The following is a 17,145-nucleotide window of genomic DNA, read 5'->3' as shown; positions in this document are numbered from 1 at the left end:
ATGCTTCGACTTCTCCTCCGCTGAATACACCTCCGCTGAATGCCCAGGGCCGACGTCGTCCCCGATCAGTTTGACCATGAGGACGGTTGCCATGGCTTCGAGCCCCCGTCGTGAAGAGACCCACGAACAGCCCCGGATGCGCCCCGCATCGGGATTTCCCGCCAAGCAGGGTATGTACAACCCGGCCTTCGAGAAGGACGCCTGTGGTCTGGCGATGGTGGCCACGCTCCGTGGCGAGCCGGGCCACGACATCGTCGAGCTCGCGCTGACGGCGCTGCGCAACCTCGAGCACCGCGGGGCCATCGGCTCCGACGCCGGTACCGGTGATGGCGCCGGCATCCTGACGCAGATGCCCGACGCGTTCCTGCGCGCCGTGGTGGACTTCGAGCTGCCCCCGGTCGGGCAGTACGCCGCCGGCATGGCGTTCCTTCCGCTCGACGAGGCCACACGCGCCGAGACGAAGGCGGGTGTGGAGGCCGTCGCCGCCGCGGAAGGTCTCACGGTTCTCGGCTGGCGCGAGGTGCCGACCGAGCAGGAGCACCTCGGCAAGCTCGCCTTCGAGGCGCGACCCCACTTCGAGCAGCTGTTCGTGTCACGCCCCGCCGTCGGCGACGCTCCCGCCCTGAGCGGGATCGACCTCGACCGCCGCGTCTATCGGCTGCGCAAGCGCGCCCGCCGCGAGCACGACGCCTACTTCGTGTCGCTGAGCTCCCGCACCCTCGGGTACAAGGGCATGGTCACGACGCTCCAGCTCGAGCCGTTCTATCCCGATCTGCAGGACGAGCGCTTCCAGAGCGAGCTCGCCGTCGTGCACTCCCGCTACTCGACCAACACGTTCCCGTCGTGGCCGCTCGCCCAGCCGCTGCGGATGCTCGCGCACAACGGCGAGATCAACACGGTCGGCGCCAACCGCAACTGGATGCGCGCCCGCCAGTCCCAGCTCGAGTCCGAGCTGATCGGCGACATCCGCCCGCTGCTGCCGATCTGCACGGAAGGCGCGAGCGACTCGGCATCCTTCGACGAGGTGCTCGAACTGCTCACCCTGACGGGTCGCAGCCTGCCGCACGCGGTGATGATGATGGTGCCGGAAGCCTACGAGAAGCAGGCCGACATCGCGCCGGACCTTCGCGCGTTCTACGAGTACCACTCGATGCAGATGGAGCCCTGGGACGGCCCCGCCGCCCTCATCTTCACCGACGGCACCCTCGTCGGCGCGACGCTGGACCGCAACGGTCTGCGCCCGGGTCGCTGGACGGAGACCACCGACGGACTCGTCGTCATCGGCAGCGAGACCGGTGTGCTGGACTTCGCACCGGAGCGCATCAAGCGCCGGGGGCGTCTGCGCCCCGGACGCATGTTCGTGGTCGACACCGCCCAGCGTCGCATCATCGAGGACGACGAGGTCAAGGCTGAGCTGGCCGCACTGCAGCCGTGGCAGGAATGGCTGGATGCCGGTCGCGTGCGTCTGAAGGAGCTGCCCGAGCGCGAGCACATCGTGCACCCGATCGCCTCGATCACCCGCCGTCAGCGCACCTTCGGATACACCGAGGAGGAGGTGCGCATCCTTCTCACGCCCATGGGCCAGACCGGCGCCGAGCCGCTCGGCGCCATGGGATCGGACACGCCCATCGCGGTGCTCAGCGAGCGTCCGCGCCTGCTGTTCGACTACTTCGTGCAGCAGTTCGCGCAGGTGACGAACCCGCCGCTGGACTCGATCCGTGAAGAGGTCGTGACCTCGCTCGCCCTCGGGCTCGGCCCCGAGCGCAACCTCCTGGAGTGGGGCCCCGAGCACACGCGCACGATCACTCTGGACTTCCCGGTCATCGACAACGACGAACTGGCGAAGCTGCAGAACATCGACAAGGCGCTGCCCGGGCGTCGCTCCGTCACCATCCGCGGCCTGTATCACCTGGAGCACGGCGAGGATGCCCTCGAGCGCCGCCTCGAGGAGATCTCCGCCGAGGTGGACGCCGCGATCGCCGACGGCGCCGAGTTCATCATCCTGAGCGACCGCGACTCCAACAAGGACCTGGTGCCGATTCCGTCGCTGCTCATGCTCTCGGCCGTTCACCACCACCTCATCCGCCAGGAGAACCGGATGAAGGTGGGCCTGGTGGTCGAGGCCGGTGATGTGCGCGAGGTGCACCACGTGGCCACGCTCATCGGCTACGGCGCTTCGGCCGTCAACCCGTACCTGGCGATGGAAACCGTCGAGTACCTCGTTCGGGCCGGGTTCATCACGGGGATCACCCCCGAAAAGGCCGTCAAGAACCTCATCTACGCGCTCGGCAAGGGCGTGCTGAAGATCATGTCGAAGATGGGCATCTCCACGGTGTCGTCGTATGCCGGGTCGCAGGTCTTCGAGGCCGTGGGCCTGTCGGAGGAGTTCGTCCGCAAGTACTTCACGGGTACCGAGACGAAACTCGGCGGCGTCGGGGTGCGCGAGATCGCGGTCGAGAACCAGGCCCGCCACGACTACGCGTATCCCGAGGACGGCGCCGCACGCGCGCACGAGCGGCTGTGGACCGGCGGCGAGTACCAGTGGCGCCGCGACGGTGCACCGCACCTGTTCACGCCCGACACGGTCTTCCGCCTGCAGCACTCGACGCGCACGCGGCGCTACGACATCTTCCGGGAGTACACGAAGCTCGTCGACGACCAGGCGGCAGAGCTAAAGACGCTCCGCGGGATGTTCCGCCTGAAGACCGGCGTGCGTCCGCCCGTGCCGATCGACGAGGTGGAGCCCGTCTCCTCGATCGTCAAGCGTTTCTCCACGGGTGCGATGAGCTACGGCTCGATCTCGAAGGAAGCGCACGAGACCCTCGCCATCGCGATGAACTCGATCGGGGCGAAGTCGAACACGGGTGAGGGCGGCGAGGATGTCGAGCGCCTCCTCGACCCGCAGCGTCGCAGCGCCATCAAGCAGGTCGCCTCGGGGCGTTTCGGTGTCACGAGCATGTACCTCACGCACGCCGACGACATCCAGATCAAGCTCGCCCAGGGGGCGAAGCCGGGCGAAGGAGGCCAGCTGCCTCCCGGAAAGGTCTACCCGTGGATCGCGCGCACGCGCGGCGGCACCCCCGGCGTCGGCCTCATCTCGCCCCCGCCGCACCACGACATCTACTCGATCGAAGACCTCAAGCAGCTCATCTTCGACGTCAAGCGTGCGAACCCGAAGGCGCGCGTTCACGTCAAGCTCGTGAGCCAGTCGGGCATCGGGGCCGTCGCGGCGGGAACCGCGAAGGCTCTCGCCGACGTCATCCTCGTCTCGGGACACGACGGCGGCACGGGCGCAAGCCCGCTGAACTCGCTGAAGCACGCCGGCACGCCGTGGGAGCTGGGTCTGGCCGAGACGCAGCAGACGCTCATGCTCAACGACATGCGCGACCGTGTCGTCGTTCAGGCCGACGGTCAGCTCAAGACCGGCCGCGATGTCGTGATCGCCGCGCTGCTGGGCGCCGAGGAGTTCGGGTTCGCCACCACCGCGCTCGTGGTAGAGGGCTGCATCATGATGCGCGTCTGCCACCTCGACACCTGCCCGGTCGGTGTGGCGACGCAGAACCCGGTGCTGCGCAGCCGCTTCACCGGCAAGCCCGAGTTCGTCGTCAACTTCATGGAGTTCCTCGCCCAGGAAGTGCGCGAGTACCTCGCCGAGCTGGGCTTCCGCTCGATCGAAGAGGCGGTCGGCCACTCCGAGATGCTCGACATGAACGGCGCGATCGACCACTGGAAGGCCAGCGGACTCGATCTGACGCCGATCCTGGAGGGCCCGGCGTTCGCCCAGGACGTGCCGCGTCGCCACCTGCGCAACCAGGAGCACGAGCTGGATCACCACTTCGATGTACCGCTGATCGAGCACGCTCAGGACGTCATCGCCCACGGCGGGCACTTCTCCATCGACCTGCCGATCCGCAACACCGAACGGGCCGTGGGCACGATGCTCGGCAACCGGGTCACCCTCGCTCACGGCGAGCACGGCCTGCCGGCGGGCACCATCGAGATCAATCTCACCGGCTCGGCCGGTCAGTCCTTCGGCGCCTTCCTGCCGTCGGGCATCACCCTGCGACTCGAGGGCGACTCGAACGACTACGTCGGCAAGGGACTGTCGGGAGGCGAGATCATCGTCCGCCCGCCCCGCGGCGCGACCTTCGATGCGGCGCAGAACGTCATCGCGGGCAACGTGATCGGCTACGGCGCCACGCAGGGCACGCTGTTCCTGCGCGGAGTGGTGGGGGAGCGCTTCCTCGTGCGCAACTCGGGGGCGACCGCCGTCGTCGAAGGTGTCGGCGACCACGCGCTCGAGTACATGACCGGCGGCCTGGCCGTCATCCTCGGACCGACCGGGCGCAACCTCGGAGCCGGCATGTCGGGCGGCACCGCGTACATTTACAAGCTCGACCGCGCTCTCGTGAACCGCGAGGCGCTCGCCAGCGGCGAACTCGAGCTGCTGGAGATGGGTTCGGGTGACGTCGAGATCCTGCGCGATCTGCTTCAACGGCACGTGACCGAGACCGACTCGGTGCTCGCAGCCGCTCTCTTGGACGATCTCGAGGCCGAGGCCGCGAACTTCGTCCGTGTCCTGCCGCGCGACTACGCCGCGGTACTGCAGACCCGCCAGAAGGCGGCCGCCGAGGGGCTCGACCCCGACAGCGACGTCGTCTGGACCCGCATCCTGGAGGTGACCGGTGGCTGACCCGAAGGGCTTCCTGAAGACCACCGAGCGCGAGCTCCCGGCGCGCCGGCCGGTTCCCGTGCGCATCATGGACTGGAAAGAGGTCTACGAGCCAGGCGACACCGCCGTCCTGCGTCGTCAGGCCGGCCGCTGCATGGACTGCGGCATCCCGTTCTGCCACAAGGGCTGCCCGCTGGGCAACCTGATCCCGGAGTGGAACGACCTCACCTGGCGCGGCGAAGGTCGCGCGGCGATCGAGCGCCTGCACGCCACGAACAACTTCCCGGAGTTCACGGGACGGCTCTGCCCCGCTCCGTGCGAGAGCTCGTGCGTGCTGGGCATCAACCAGCCGGCGGTGACGATCAAGCAGATCGAGGTCTCGACGATCGACGAGGCCTTCGCCAACGGCTGGGTAGAGCCCGAGCCGCCGGCGCGGCTGACCGGCAAGACCGTCGCGGTCGTCGGCTCCGGTCCGGCCGGACTCGCCGCAGCCCAGCAACTGACACGCGCGGGCCACACCGTCGCGGTGTACGAGCGCGACGACCGCATCGGAGGCCTGCTGCGCTACGGCATCCCCGACTTCAAGATGGAGAAGCGTCACCTCGAGTCGCGCCTGCGTCAGATGCAGGACGAGGGCACGCGGTTCCGCGCGGGCGTCGAGATCGGCAAGGACATCTCGTGGAGCGATCTGCGCGCCCGCTACGACGCGGTCGTCATCGCGACCGGCGCCACCCTGCCCCGAGAGCTCGCCATCCCCGGACGTGACCTCGCCGGTGTGCACTTCGCGATGGAGTACCTCATCGAGTCGAACAAGGCCGTCGCCGGCGACCAGGTGCCGCAGCAGATCCACGCCGAGGGCAAGCACGTCATCGTCATCGGCGGGGGTGACACCGGTGCGGACTGCATCGGGACCGCACACCGCCAGGGTGCGCTGAGCGTCACGAACCTCGCGATCGGCAAGCAGCCGCCGGCCAGCCGGCCCGATCACCAGCCGTGGCCGATGACACCGACCGTCTTCGAAGTGTCGTCGGCACACGAGGAGGGCGGGGAGCGCAGCTTCCTGGCCTCGACGGTGGAGTTCCTGGGCAACGAGGCGGGAGAGGTGCGCGCTCTCCGCGTTGCGGAGACGGAATACCTCCCCGACGGCCGCCGGGTTCCGCGCAGCGGCACCGAGCGCGAGATCCCCGCTGACCTCATCCTCATCGCGATGGGTTTTACCGGCCCCGAACGCACCGAACTCGAATCGCAGCTCGGTACCGTGTTCACGGGCCGCGGCAACGTCGAGCGCGGCGATGACTACCAGACGACCGCGCCCGGCGTGTTCGTCGCCGGAGACGCCGGGCGTGGCCAGTCCCTGATCGTCTGGGCGATCGCGGAGGGTCGCGCCGCGGCGGCGGCCGTCGACGAGTACCTCATGGGACGCACGAGCCTGCCGTCACCGGTGCGCCCGACCGACGTCGCGATCGGCCTTCAGCCCGCGTAGGCTGAAATCACCCCCGAACAACCCATAGAGACCGGAGAGTCTTCAGTGAGACGCGCGAAGATCGTCGCAACCCTGGGTCCGGCCACCGAATCGTATGAGATGATCCGCGCGATCATCGATGCGGGCGTGGACGTCACCCGAATGAACCTGAGCCACGGCTCCTACGCCGAGCACGAAGTCCGCTTCGCGAACGTGCGCAAGGCCGCTGACGACGCGGGCCGCGCCGTCGCCATCCTCGTCGACCTGCAGGGCCCAAAGATCCGCCTCGGCAAGTTCAGCGACGGACCCCACGACCTCGCTGTCGGCGACACGTTCCGCATCACCACCGAGGACGTCGTCGGCACGCGCGACCTCGTCGGCACCACCTTCAAGGGCCTCGCCGGCGACGTGAAGCCCGGTGACTTCCTCCTCATCGACGACGGCAAGGTGCGCGTCCAGGTGGAGAGCGTCGACGGCCCCGTCGTCACGACCAAGGTCATCGTGGCGGGCACCGTCTCCAACAACAAGGGCATCAACCTTCCGGGCGTCGCCGTCAGCGTCCCGGCTCTCTCCGAGAAGGACGAGTCGGACCTGCGCTGGGGTCTCCAGGCCGGCGCCGACCTCATCGCGCTGTCGTTCGTGCGCGACGCCGCCGACATCACCCGCGTGCACGAGATCATGGCGGAGGAGGGACGCAAAGTCCCCGTCATCGCCAAGATCGAGAAGCCGCAGGCCGTCGACAACCTCGAGGAGATCATCGATGCCTTCGACGGCATCATGGTCGCGCGCGGCGACCTCGCAGTCGAGCTGCCGCTGGAAGCCGTGCCGGTCGTCCAGAAGCGCGCCGTCGAGATGTGCCGCCGCATGGCCAAGCCCGTCATCGTCGCGACGCAGATGCTCGAGTCGATGACCCACGCTCCGGTGCCCACGCGCGCCGAGGCCTCGGACGTCGCCAACGCCGTCCTCGACGGCGCGGACGCCGTCATGCTCTCCGGCGAGACGAGCGTCGGCGACTACCCGGTCGTCACCGTGCAGACGATGGCCCGCATCGTCGAGTCGACCGAGGAGCACGGCCTGGAGCGGATCCGCCCCTTCAGCGCCAAGCCGCGCACACAGGGCGGCATCCTGACCCTCGCCGCGAACGAGGTCGCCGAGTTCATCGAGGCGAAGTACATCGCAATCTTCACGGAGTCCGGGGACACCGCCCGTCGCATGTCGCGGCTGCGCCCCGGCATCCCGATGATGGCCTTCGCCGTCGACCCGGCCATCCGTCGCCGCATGGCGCTCACGTGGGGCGTGCAGTCGACCCTCGTGGAGCACGTTGCGCACACCGACATGATGTTCATGCAGGTCGATGAGTTCTTCCTCGGCCAGGGCCTCGCCCAGGAAGGGGACAAGGTCGTCGTGATCTCGGGTTCCCCTCCCGGAATCATCGGCTCGACCAACGACATCCGGGTGCACCGGATCGGCGACGCCGTTCACGGCAAGGCGCCGATCTACCAGTCGGAGAAGTAGGTCGCAGAGACGCCAGAGGGCGGATGCCGGGATCACCGGCATCCGCCCTCTGCGTATCGTGCCGGTGGTGGGAGTCGAACCCACACGTCCGAAGACAACCGAGTTTGAGTCGGTCGCGTCTGCCATTCCGCCACACCGGCGCACGCGGACGTTCATCAGCGCACGTCCGGGATTGACCATACCGTAGGATTCAAAGGTGACTGAGCAGGAACCGAGCACGACTCCCACGGCATCCTCCCCGCGACGCGTCGTCGTCGCCGAGGACGAATCGCTGATCCGCCTCGACATCGTCGAGATTCTCCGCGACAACGGCTTCGACGTCGTGGGGGAGGCCGGTGACGGGGAGACCGCCGTGCAGCTGGCGACCGAGCTGCGCCCGGACCTCGTCATCATGGACGTGAAGATGCCCGTCCTCGACGGCATCAGCGCCGCCGAGAAGCTCAGCAAGAACCACATCGCCCCCGTCGTGCTGCTGACTGCGTTCAGCCAGAAGGAGCTCGTCGAGCGGGCCAGCGAGGCCGGCGCCCTGGCCTACGTGGTCAAGCCCTTCACCCCCAACGACCTGCTCCCGGCGATCGAGATCGCCCTCGCGCGGTACGAGCAGATCATCACCCTCGAGGCCGAGGTCGCCGACATGGTCGAGCGCTTCGAGACCCGTAAGCTCGTCGACCGCGCCAAGGGCCTGCTCAACGAGAAGATGGGCCTGAGCGAGCCCGAGGCGTTCCGCTGGATCCAGAAGGCCTCGATGGACCGCCGCCTGACGATGCAGGACGTCGCCAAGGCGATCATCGAGCAGCTCTCGCCAAAGAAGGGCTGACCCTCGCCTCGAGGCGCGGACGCGCCGGCTCAGGACGGCGTGCGCTCCCTGATCATGTTCGTGATGCGGATCGTCGAGCAGCGCCGCCCCTGATCGTCGGTCACGACGATCTCGTGGACCGTGAGGCTGCGGCCGAGATGCACAGGGGTGCAGACCCCGGTGACGACGCCGCTCGTGGCCGATCGCGTGTGGGTCGCGTTGATGTCGACGCCGACGGCGAGTCGACCGGGGCCGGCGTGGAGATTGGCCGCCATGGAGCCGAGGGACTCCCCGAGAACGACGTACGCGCCGCCGTGCAGCAGTCCGACAGGTTGGGTGTTGCCCTCGACCGGCATCGTCGCGACGGAGCGCTGGATGCTGAACTCCGTGAACTCGATGCCCATCTTCTCGGCGAGGGCTCCCATTCCGCGCTGACGCGCCCAATCCATGCCGTCGTCGACAGGGGAGTTCTCAGCGGTCATCGTCCACCTTCGGAAGTGATCGGGTCGGGAGTTCCAGTGTCCGTCCCCGCGTCTAGAGTTGCAGGGTGACGGACTCCGCAAAGCCTACTCTCCTCGTCGTAGACGGCCATTCGCTGGCGTACCGCGCCTTCTTCGCCCTTCCCGTGGACAACTTCACGACGCGCGACGGTCAGCACACGAACGGCATCTACGGCTTCCTGTCGATGTTCGTCAACCTCGTCAAAGCGGAGCAGCCGACGCATCTCGCCGTCGCCTTCGACACGTCCCGTCACTCCTTCCGCACCGAGGAGTACCCCGAGTACAAGGCGAACCGCTCCGAGTCGCCGGCGGAGTTCAAGGGCCAGATTCCTCTGCTGCAGGACTGCCTCGCCGCGATGAACGTGACGGTGCTCACCAAGGAGGGCATCGAGGCCGACGACATCCTCGCGACCCTCGCCACGCGCGGTGCGGCCGAGGGCTACGACGTCCTCGTCTGCTCCGGCGACCGTGACACCATCCAACTCGTCACCGACGATGTGACGCTGCTGTACCCGAGCGCGCAGGGCGTGTCGCAGCTCAAGCGCTACACGCCGGATGCCGTCGTCGAGAAGTACGGCCTGCCGCCGGCCAACTACCCCGACATCGCCGCGCTCGTGGGCGAGACCAGCGACAACCTGCCGGGGGTGCCGAAGGTGGGCGAGAAGACGGCCGTCAAGTGGCTCACGCAGTGGGGGAGCCTGGACTCTCTGCTCGAGAACGCCGACAAGATCACGGGTGTCGTGGGGGGCAACCTGCGCGACCACCTCGACGACGTGCGCCGCAACAGGAACCTGAACGCGCTGCTGCGCGATGTCGAGCTGGGCGTCGGACCGGCCGACCTTGCGGTGCACCCGATCGACGCGCAGGCCGTTCGCGATATCTTTGCTCGACTGGAGTTCCGCACCCTTCTGCCGCGCGTTTTCGAGGCCGTCGGCGCCGACCTCGACGACGGCGCCGACCACGCGGCGAACACGATCGCAGCGCCCCAGCCCGTCGAGGCCGACGCGGCCGCGCTCAAGGCATGGGTCGCCGCCCGCACGGCGGCCGACGACGCCGAGGAGGTGGCGCTCACGCTCACGACGGAGGGCGGCCTTCCCGCACGACTGGGCCTCGCCACCGGCGATGAGGCCATCGAGACGACCTGGTCGACGGACGTTTCCGCGACTCTCGGGCCCTGGTTGAGCAGTGATGCGCCGAAGGTCATCGCCGATGCCAAGGCGCAGGTGAAGGCCCTCCGACGTGCCGGAGTGCGACTGCGGGGCCTGGTTTTCGACCCGATCCTCGCCGGGTGGCTGCTGCGCCCCAGCTTTCCCGACAAGGGGCTCGGTGACCTCGTCGACCGCTATCTCGACGAGAAGCTGCCCGAGGCCGATCCGACGCAGCTGGTACCCGAGACCGAAGGCGCCACCCCGGGTCAACTGTCGTGGTACGCACTGCGCGTCGCCGACGCCATGCGGGCCCAGATGCCCGCGTCGGTCGCCCGTGTGATGACCGAGATCGAACTGCCCACTCTCGACACCCTGGCCGACATGGAAGTGGCCGGCGTCGCCGTCTCGCACGAGAAGCTCTCGGGGTTCTCTGCGGAGCTGGGCGCGCGCGCCGAGGCCGTTGCCCAGCTCGCCTACGCCGAGATCGGGCGGGAGGTGAACCTGGGCTCACCCAAGCAGCTGCAGGAAGTGCTGTTCGAACAGCTCGAGCTGCCGAAGACACGCAAAACGAAGACGGGGTATTCCACCGACGCCGCGGTGCTCGCCGACCTGCAGGAGTCGAACCCGCACCCGTTCCTCGATCTGCTTCTGCAGCACCGTGAGGCGACGAAGCTCCGTCAGATCATCGAGTCGCTCGATGCATCGATCGGCAATGATCGCACCACCGCCGGCGACGGGCGCATCCACACCACGTACGTGCAGACGGGAAGCCAGACCGGGCGCCTGTCCAGCACCGACCCGAACCTGCAGAACATCCCGATCCGCACCGAGGAGTCTCGACGCATTCGTGCCGCGTTCGAAGTAGGCGAAGGCTATGAGACGCTCCTGACCGCGGACTACTCGCAGATCGAGATGCGGATCATGGCGCACTTGTCCGGTGACGAAGGTCTCATCGAGGCGTTCAACTCCGGCGAGGACCTCCACCGGTTCGTCGGTGCACGCGTGTTCGGCGTCGAACCGGCCGATGTGACCCCGGCCATGCGGACGAAGGTCAAGGCCATGAGCTACGGACTCGTCTACGGCCTCAGCGCCTTCGGCCTGTCGAAGCAGCTGCGCATCGAACAGTCCGAGGCCAAGCTCTTGATGACGGAGTACTTCGCCCGCTTCGGCGCGGTCCGCGACTACCTGCGCTCCTCCGTCGAGCAGGCCCGCATCGACGGGTACACCGAGACGATCTTCGGTCGGCGTCGACCGTTCCCGGATCTGGCCAGCCCCAATCGGGTGCTGCGCGAGAACGCGGAGCGTGCGGCACTGAACGCACCGATCCAGGGCAGCGCGGCCGACATCATGAAGATCGCCCTCTTCCGCATCCACGACGAGTTCCGAGCCCAGGGTGTCGCTTCGCGGGTGCTGCTGCAGATCCACGACGAACTCGTCGTCGAGGTGGCCCCGGGGGAGTGGGACCTCGTCGAGCAGATCGTCCACGACCGCATGGGTGATGCCGCAGAGCTGTCCGTGCCCCTGGACGTACAGATCGGTCGCGGGGAGAACTGGGACGTCGCCGGCCACTGAGCTCGCCCGAGGAGGATCGCAGGCCGCGGGGGAGCACGGCTGAGATCGCGTGCCGTCCGCCCCGGCATCCGGACCCACGCGAGGAACGCGTCGGGATTAGGCTCGAAGAATGACTGACTCCTCACGTACCCCCACGCCGATCGACGCGATCGCCGAGGCATGGGTCGACACCTCTGCCGAGCTTTCTCCGGGACTGGCTACCTACATCGGACGCTTCGAGCACAACGACCGTCTCGATGACCTCTCACCCGCGGGCACGGCGGCGCGCATCGACGCCACGCGTGCCACGCTGTCGGCCTTGCAGGCGGCCGAGCCGGTCGACGACGTGGACGTGGTCACCAAGGCCGACCTCGCCGGCGACCTCGAGCTCTCGCTCGCGCTGCACGAGGCCGGTGCGCACCTGCGCGACCTCAACGTGATCGCCTCGCCCGCGCAGGAGCTGCGCAACGTGTTCGACCTGATGCCCACCGACACGGTCGAGGACTGGTCGGTGATCGCTGCGCGACTGTCGGCCATCCCCGACGCGATCGGCGGGTACATCGAAACACTGCGCGAGGGCATCGCGACGGGCGTCGTTCCCGCCCGCCGTCAGGTCACGGAGGTCGTGGGGCAGATCGCCCGCTATACCGCCGACAACGGCTTCTTCGCGACGTTCGCGGCTGACGCGGCCCCGGCGCAGGGACAGCTCCCCGCCTCTCTCGCGAAGACCCTCTCCGGCCACGCGGGCGCCGCCCGCGTCGCGTACGACGAACTCGCGAACTTCCTGCGCACCGAGCTGGCACCCGCGGCATCCGAGAACGATGCCGTCGGACGCGAGCTCTACGCCCTGCATTCGCGCGGCTTCCTCGGCGCCGTGATCGACCTCGACGAGACGTACGAGTGGGGTCTCGAGGAACTCTCCCGCATGGTGGCGGAGCAGGAGGCCATCGCCAACGAGATCCTCCCCGGTGCGAGCGTCGAAGAGGCCGTGGCGTTCCTCGAGAACGACGAGGCGCGCAAGCTGCGCGGCACGCGGGCCCTTCAGGAGTGGATGCAGGCCACGAGCGATCGTGCCGTCGAGGAGCTCGGCAAGACGCACTTCGACATCCCGGAGGAGATCCGTCGGCTCGAGTGCATGATCGCGCCGACCAACGAGGGCGGCATCTACTACACCGGACCGACCGACGACTTCTCGCGTCCCGGCCGGATGTGGTGGTCGGTGCCCGAGGGCGTCGACTCGTTCGACACGTGGCGCGAGCTCACCACGGTCTACCACGAGGGCGTTCCCGGCCACCACCTGCAGATCGCCCAGGCGGTCTACAACCGCGCGGAACTCAACTCGTGGCGGCGACTGCTTGCCGGCTCCAGCGGACACGCGGAGGGCTGGGCCCTTTACGCCGAGCGCTTGATGGAGCAGCTCGGCTACCTCGACGACCCGGCCGACCGGCTCGGCATGCTGGACGGCCAGCGGATGCGGGCCGCCCGCGTCGTGCTGGACATCGGCGTGCACCTGGGCAAGCCTCGTCCCGACGGCGAGGGCATCTGGGACGCCGACTTCGCCCTTGAGTTCATGCGTCGAAACGTCAACATGTCGGACGAGTTCATCCAGTTCGAGGTCAACCGCTACCTCGGCTGGCCGGGGCAGGCACCGTCCTACAAGGTCGGCCAGCGCATCTGGGAACAGATCCGCGAAGAGACCGCCGATCGCGAGGGCGCCGACTTCGACATCAAGCGCTTCCACATGCGCGCGCTGCGTCTCGGTGGGGTCGGTCTCGATACGCTGCGCATGGCCCTCGCACAGGGCTGAGCACGACCACACCGCGCACGGAATGATCACGGCACAGGGAGGGTTCTCATTCGTATGAATGTAGAACTGGGACTGGACACCTTCGGCGACGTCACCGTGGGCGAGGACGGCGAGCGCCTGAGCGACGCTCAGACGATCCGCGACATCGTGGATCAGGCGGTGCTCGCCGACCAGGTGGGGCTCTCCTTCTTCGGGGTAGGGGAGCACCACCGCCACGAATTCGCGGTGTCCAGTCCGGAACTGGTGCTGGCTGCGGCGGCGGCCCGTACCGAGAGGATCCACCTCGGTACGGCTGTCACCGTGCTCTCCAGCGACGACCCGGTGCGCGTGTACGAGCGCTTCGCGACGCTGGACGCGCTGTCCGCGGGGCGCGCCGAGGTGATCCTCGGTCGCGGTTCGTTCATCGAGTCCTTCCCGCTGTTCGGCTACGACCTCGGCGACTACGAGGTGCTCTTCGAGGAGAAGCTCGACCTCTTCTCGCAGCTGCTCACCGAGAAGCCCGTGACCTGGCAGGGCACGACGCGGGCAGCACTGAACAACGCCGACGTCTTTCCGAAGACGGAGAACGGCATTCGCGCGTGGGTAGGAGTCGGTGGCTCGCCGGAGTCGGTCGTGCGCACGGCCCGCTACGGCTACGGACTCATGCTGGCCATCATCGGCGGCTCGGCCGATCGCTTCCGCCCCTACGTCGACCTCTACCACCGCTCGCTCGCGTCGTTCGGGCACAGCGGGGCGATGCCCGTCGGCGTGCACTCACCCGGCCACGTCGCGGACAGCGACGCTCAGGCGTGGGATGAGCTGTACCCGGCGATGGAGGCCAACCGCAACGCGATCGGCGCCGAGCGCGGGTGGCCGCCGTACAGCCGGCTGCAGTTCCAGCATGACATCGGCCCGGAGGGCGCCGTCTACGCGGGATCGCCCGAGACCGTCGCACGCAAGATCGCCGCCACCATGAAGACCCTCGGGGCGACGCGCTTCGACCTCAAGTACGCCAACGGCACCCTCTCGCACGCGAAGCTCATGCGCTCGATCGAGCTGTACGGTACGAAGGTCGCCCCCCTCGTGTCGGAGATGCTCTCGGCATCCTGAGTAGCATTCAGGCATGACGGATGCCGCTGCCTCTCCCTCTGCGCCGACGCCGACAGGTATCGACGTGGGGGAGCGGCTGGACGCTCTCCCGTTCACCCGCCGGCACCTGCGGGTCTTGACCGGTTCGGGTCTCGGCTGGGCGCTGGACGCGATGGACGTCGGCCTCGTCTCCTTCGTGCTGACCGCGTTGATCGCACAGTGGTCGTTGACCGGCGAGCAGGCGTCGTGGATCGCGTCGGCCGGTTTCGTCGGCATGGCGGTGGGCGCGAGCCTGGGCGGTCTGCTGGCGGATCGTTTCGGCCGCCGCTCCGTGTTCGCCGTCACACTGCTCGTCTACGGTCTGGCAACCGGCGCGAGCGCTCTGGCCGGAGGACTCGCGGCTCTCATCGCCCTCCGCGTCATCGTCGGGCTCGGTCTGGGAGCCGAGCTGCCGGTGGCGAGCACGTACGTCAGCGAGGTCGCGCCGGCGCGCATGAGGGGCCGGCTCATCGTCATCCTCGAGGCGTTCTGGGCCCTGGGATGGACGGCGGCGGCGCTGATCGGCTTCTTCGTGATCCCGGCATCCGCCGACGGATGGCGCTGGGCCTTCGCGCTGGGGGCGATCCCCGCGATCTACGCGCTCATCGTCCGCTGGTCGCTGCCGGAGTCGCCGCGATGGCTCGCGCGGCGTGGGCGCCACCGCGAGGCCGACGCGGTCACACGTGCGTTCGAGTCGTCGCCGGCGCTGCAGGGTACGCCTCGTCGCCACGCCCCGGTGGGCTCCGCGGCCGGCGCGCAGCTGGCGGACCGCGGCCTGCGCGCACTGTGGTCGGGCGAGTTCCGCGTGCGTACGGGGGCGCTGTGGATCGTCTGGTTCTGCGTCAACTTCTCCTACTACGGCGCGTTCATCTGGATGCCGACGATCCTCTTCGCGCAGGGGTATGGGCTGGTGAAATCGTTCGGCTTCACCCTGATCATCACGCTCGCACAGTTGCCGGGCTACGCCGTGGCGGCCTGGCTCATCGAGGTATGGGGGCGGCGCGTGACGTTGTCCGTCTTTCTGGCGGGATCCGCGGTCGCCGCGCTGTTCTTCGGCACCGCATCGACGGAAGGCGTGATCATCGCGGCCGGGATGGCGCTGTCGTTCTTCAACCTCGGTGCCTGGGGCGCACTGTACGCCGTCACGCCGGAGAACTACCCCACGTCGCTGCGTGCGACCGGAGCGGGTTGGGCCGCGGGTGTCGGGCGCATCGCGTCCATCGTCGCGCCGTTGAGCGTGCCGCCGCTGCTCGCCACCGGCGGCGCGGCGCTGCTGTTCATCGTGTTCGCCGCCTTCTTCGTGCTGGCGGCAGCGGCGGCGTGGGCCCTCGCCGACCACCGCGGCGCGGCTCTCGACGACCGCTGAGGTCGCGGCATCCGCGGCATCCGCCCGCATCTGCCGCTTTCGCTGCGCCGCAGCGACCGAAGGGGACCGGTGAGCCCGCGGCAGAACGCGGCGTAGGCTGATCGGATGGCAGAGGTGCGGTTCGTGGCGATCGGGGACTCGTTCACGGAGGGCGTCGGCGACGAGCGGCCCGACGGCAGCGTACGCGGGTGGGCCGATCTGACCGCGCAGGGGTGGGCGGACTCCCGGGGCGAATCCATCCAGTACGCGAACCTTGCGATCCGCGGCAAGCTCATCTGGCCGATCGTCGCGCAGCAGCTCGAACCGGCTCTCGCCCTGAAGCCCACCCACCTGTCCTTCAACGGGGGCGGCAACGACATGCTGCGGCCGCGCACCTCGATCGGCCACATCGCCGACGCGTTCAGCCAGGTACTCCGGCGGTGCGACGAGGAGGGCGTCACGCTCATTCTGCTGTCGGGCGCGAATCCGTCGGCACAGCTGCCCCTGAGCCGGGTCATCCAGCGCCGCGGTGACCTGATGTCGGCGGCCGTCGTCGATCGCATCGCGGCGCGTCCCGACGTCGTCCGCGCGCTGAACTGGCCGGATGCCGAGCTGTCGGACCCGTCGTTCTGGTCTCAGGACCGCCTGCACATGAACAGCCGCGGTCACCATCGGGTCGCCGCCCGCGTTCTGGCGTCGCTAGGAGAGCGGGTGCCGGAAGGCTGGTGGTCGATGCCCGAGATCACCGACGTCGCGCGTCTCGCGCAACGCGAGTACATGCGCGAACACCTCGGTCCGTGGGTGCGTCGGCGTCTCACCGGCACCTCGTCGGGCGACGGTCGACAGCCGAAGTTCGGCGGGACGTGGATGCAGGTCGACCCGAGCTAGCCGTCCGCCCTCGCCTCTGTCAAGGGCATAGGCGAGCGTCGTGGGTTCCGCCACCATGAGGACGTCCCATCCCCGAACAAGGAGACGCACTCATGAGCATCGGAGCCGGAATCGCACTGTTCGTCATCGGAGCGATCCTCGTGTTCGCCGTCAACGTCGACGTCCCCTACGTGAACCTCGACATGATCGGGTACATCCTGATGGGCGCGGGCGTGCTCGTGTTCCTCATCGGCCTGATCCTGATGCTGCGACGTCGCTCCACCGAGCAGATCACCCGCACCGTCGAGCCCGGTGTGGGCGAGCGGATCACCCAGACCGAGTCGCGCACTTCCGGCGACGGAACGGTCTGATTCC

At 68.4% G+C, this 17,145-nt stretch carries 11 protein-coding genes and 1 tRNA gene; 10 read left to right on the top strand and 2 right to left on the bottom strand.

What is annotated here, in order from left to right:
• Positions 1-91 precede the first annotated feature (91 nt).
• Genes gltB through pyk form a run of 3 tightly spaced genes read left to right on the top strand, consistent with a single transcriptional unit; the run spans position 92 to position 7,649 of the window.
• Entirely contained in the window at positions 92-4,693 is a 4,602-nt protein-coding gene (gene gltB, locus PP359_RS01590; RefSeq protein WP_499249768.1) for a glutamate synthase large subunit, read from the top strand.
• Positions 4,686-6,155, top strand: coding sequence for a glutamate synthase subunit beta (locus PP359_RS01585; RefSeq protein ID WP_036315317.1), 1,470 nt, complete (start codon positions 4,686-4,688; stop codon positions 6,153-6,155). Before gltB ends, PP359_RS01585 begins: the two co-directional genes overlap by 8 nt.
• A 45-nt stretch (positions 6,156-6,200) precedes the next feature.
• Positions 6,201-7,649, top strand: a complete 1,449-nt coding sequence (gene pyk / locus PP359_RS01580) for a pyruvate kinase (protein WP_112931578.1) — start codon at positions 6,201-6,203, stop codon at positions 7,647-7,649.
• 59 nt (positions 7,650-7,708) lie between these two features.
• Here pyk and PP359_RS01575 read toward each other — a convergent pair.
• Positions 7,709-7,789, bottom strand: a tRNA-Leu gene (locus PP359_RS01575).
• Between the two features lie 56 nt (positions 7,790-7,845).
• Between PP359_RS01575 and PP359_RS01570 the strand changes: the two genes are divergently transcribed.
• Complete coding sequence (locus tag PP359_RS01570) at positions 7,846-8,466, top strand: ANTAR domain-containing response regulator (RefSeq protein ID WP_036315320.1); 621 nt, start codon at positions 7,846-7,848, stop codon at positions 8,464-8,466.
• Positions 8,467-8,495: 29 nt separating this feature from the next.
• Here PP359_RS01570 and PP359_RS01565 read toward each other — a convergent pair whose 3' ends face one another.
• Entirely contained in the window at positions 8,496-8,927 is a 432-nt protein-coding gene (locus PP359_RS01565; protein WP_036315323.1) for a hotdog fold thioesterase, read from the bottom strand.
• Between the two features lie 65 nt (positions 8,928-8,992).
• Between PP359_RS01565 and polA the strand changes: the two genes are divergently transcribed.
• The 6 genes from polA to PP359_RS01535 all read left to right on the top strand — a co-directional run bounded on the left by polA (position 8,993) and on the right by PP359_RS01535 (position 17,141).
• Entirely contained in the window at positions 8,993-11,665 is a 2,673-nt protein-coding gene (gene polA / locus PP359_RS01560) for a DNA polymerase I (RefSeq protein ID WP_499249767.1), read from the top strand.
• A 109-nt stretch (positions 11,666-11,774) separates the two neighbouring features.
• Positions 11,775-13,451, top strand: a complete 1,677-nt coding sequence (locus tag PP359_RS01555; RefSeq protein ID WP_499249766.1) for a DUF885 domain-containing protein — start codon at positions 11,775-11,777, stop codon at positions 13,449-13,451.
• A 54-nt stretch (positions 13,452-13,505) separates the two neighbouring features.
• Positions 13,506-14,540, top strand: coding sequence for an LLM class flavin-dependent oxidoreductase (locus tag PP359_RS01550; RefSeq protein ID WP_499249765.1), 1,035 nt, complete (start codon positions 13,506-13,508; stop codon positions 14,538-14,540).
• A 13-nt stretch (positions 14,541-14,553) separates the two neighbouring features.
• The gene (locus PP359_RS01545) at positions 14,554-15,924 is read left to right on the top strand and encodes an MFS transporter (RefSeq protein ID WP_499249764.1); all 1,371 of its coding nucleotides are present in this window, start codon (positions 14,554-14,556) and stop codon (positions 15,922-15,924) included.
• Positions 15,925-16,029: 105 nt separating this feature from the next.
• A complete protein-coding gene (locus PP359_RS01540; RefSeq protein WP_499249763.1) occupies positions 16,030-16,791 on the top strand; it encodes an SGNH/GDSL hydrolase family protein in 762 nt (253 codons plus the stop codon).
• A 92-nt stretch (positions 16,792-16,883) separates the two neighbouring features.
• Positions 16,884-17,141: a DUF6458 family protein gene (locus tag PP359_RS01535; RefSeq protein WP_039416034.1), complete on the top strand. Its 258-nt coding sequence runs from the start codon at positions 16,884-16,886 to the stop codon at positions 17,139-17,141.
• The last annotated feature ends 4 nt before the right edge of the window (positions 17,142-17,145 follow it).

The organism is Sphingomonas sp. BLCC-B65, assembly GCF_028550675.1.
In the GTDB taxonomy this organism is placed as follows: Bacteria; Actinomycetota; Actinomycetes; order Actinomycetales; family Microbacteriaceae; genus Microbacterium.
This window is presented reverse-complemented; position numbering and strand designations above follow the sequence as displayed.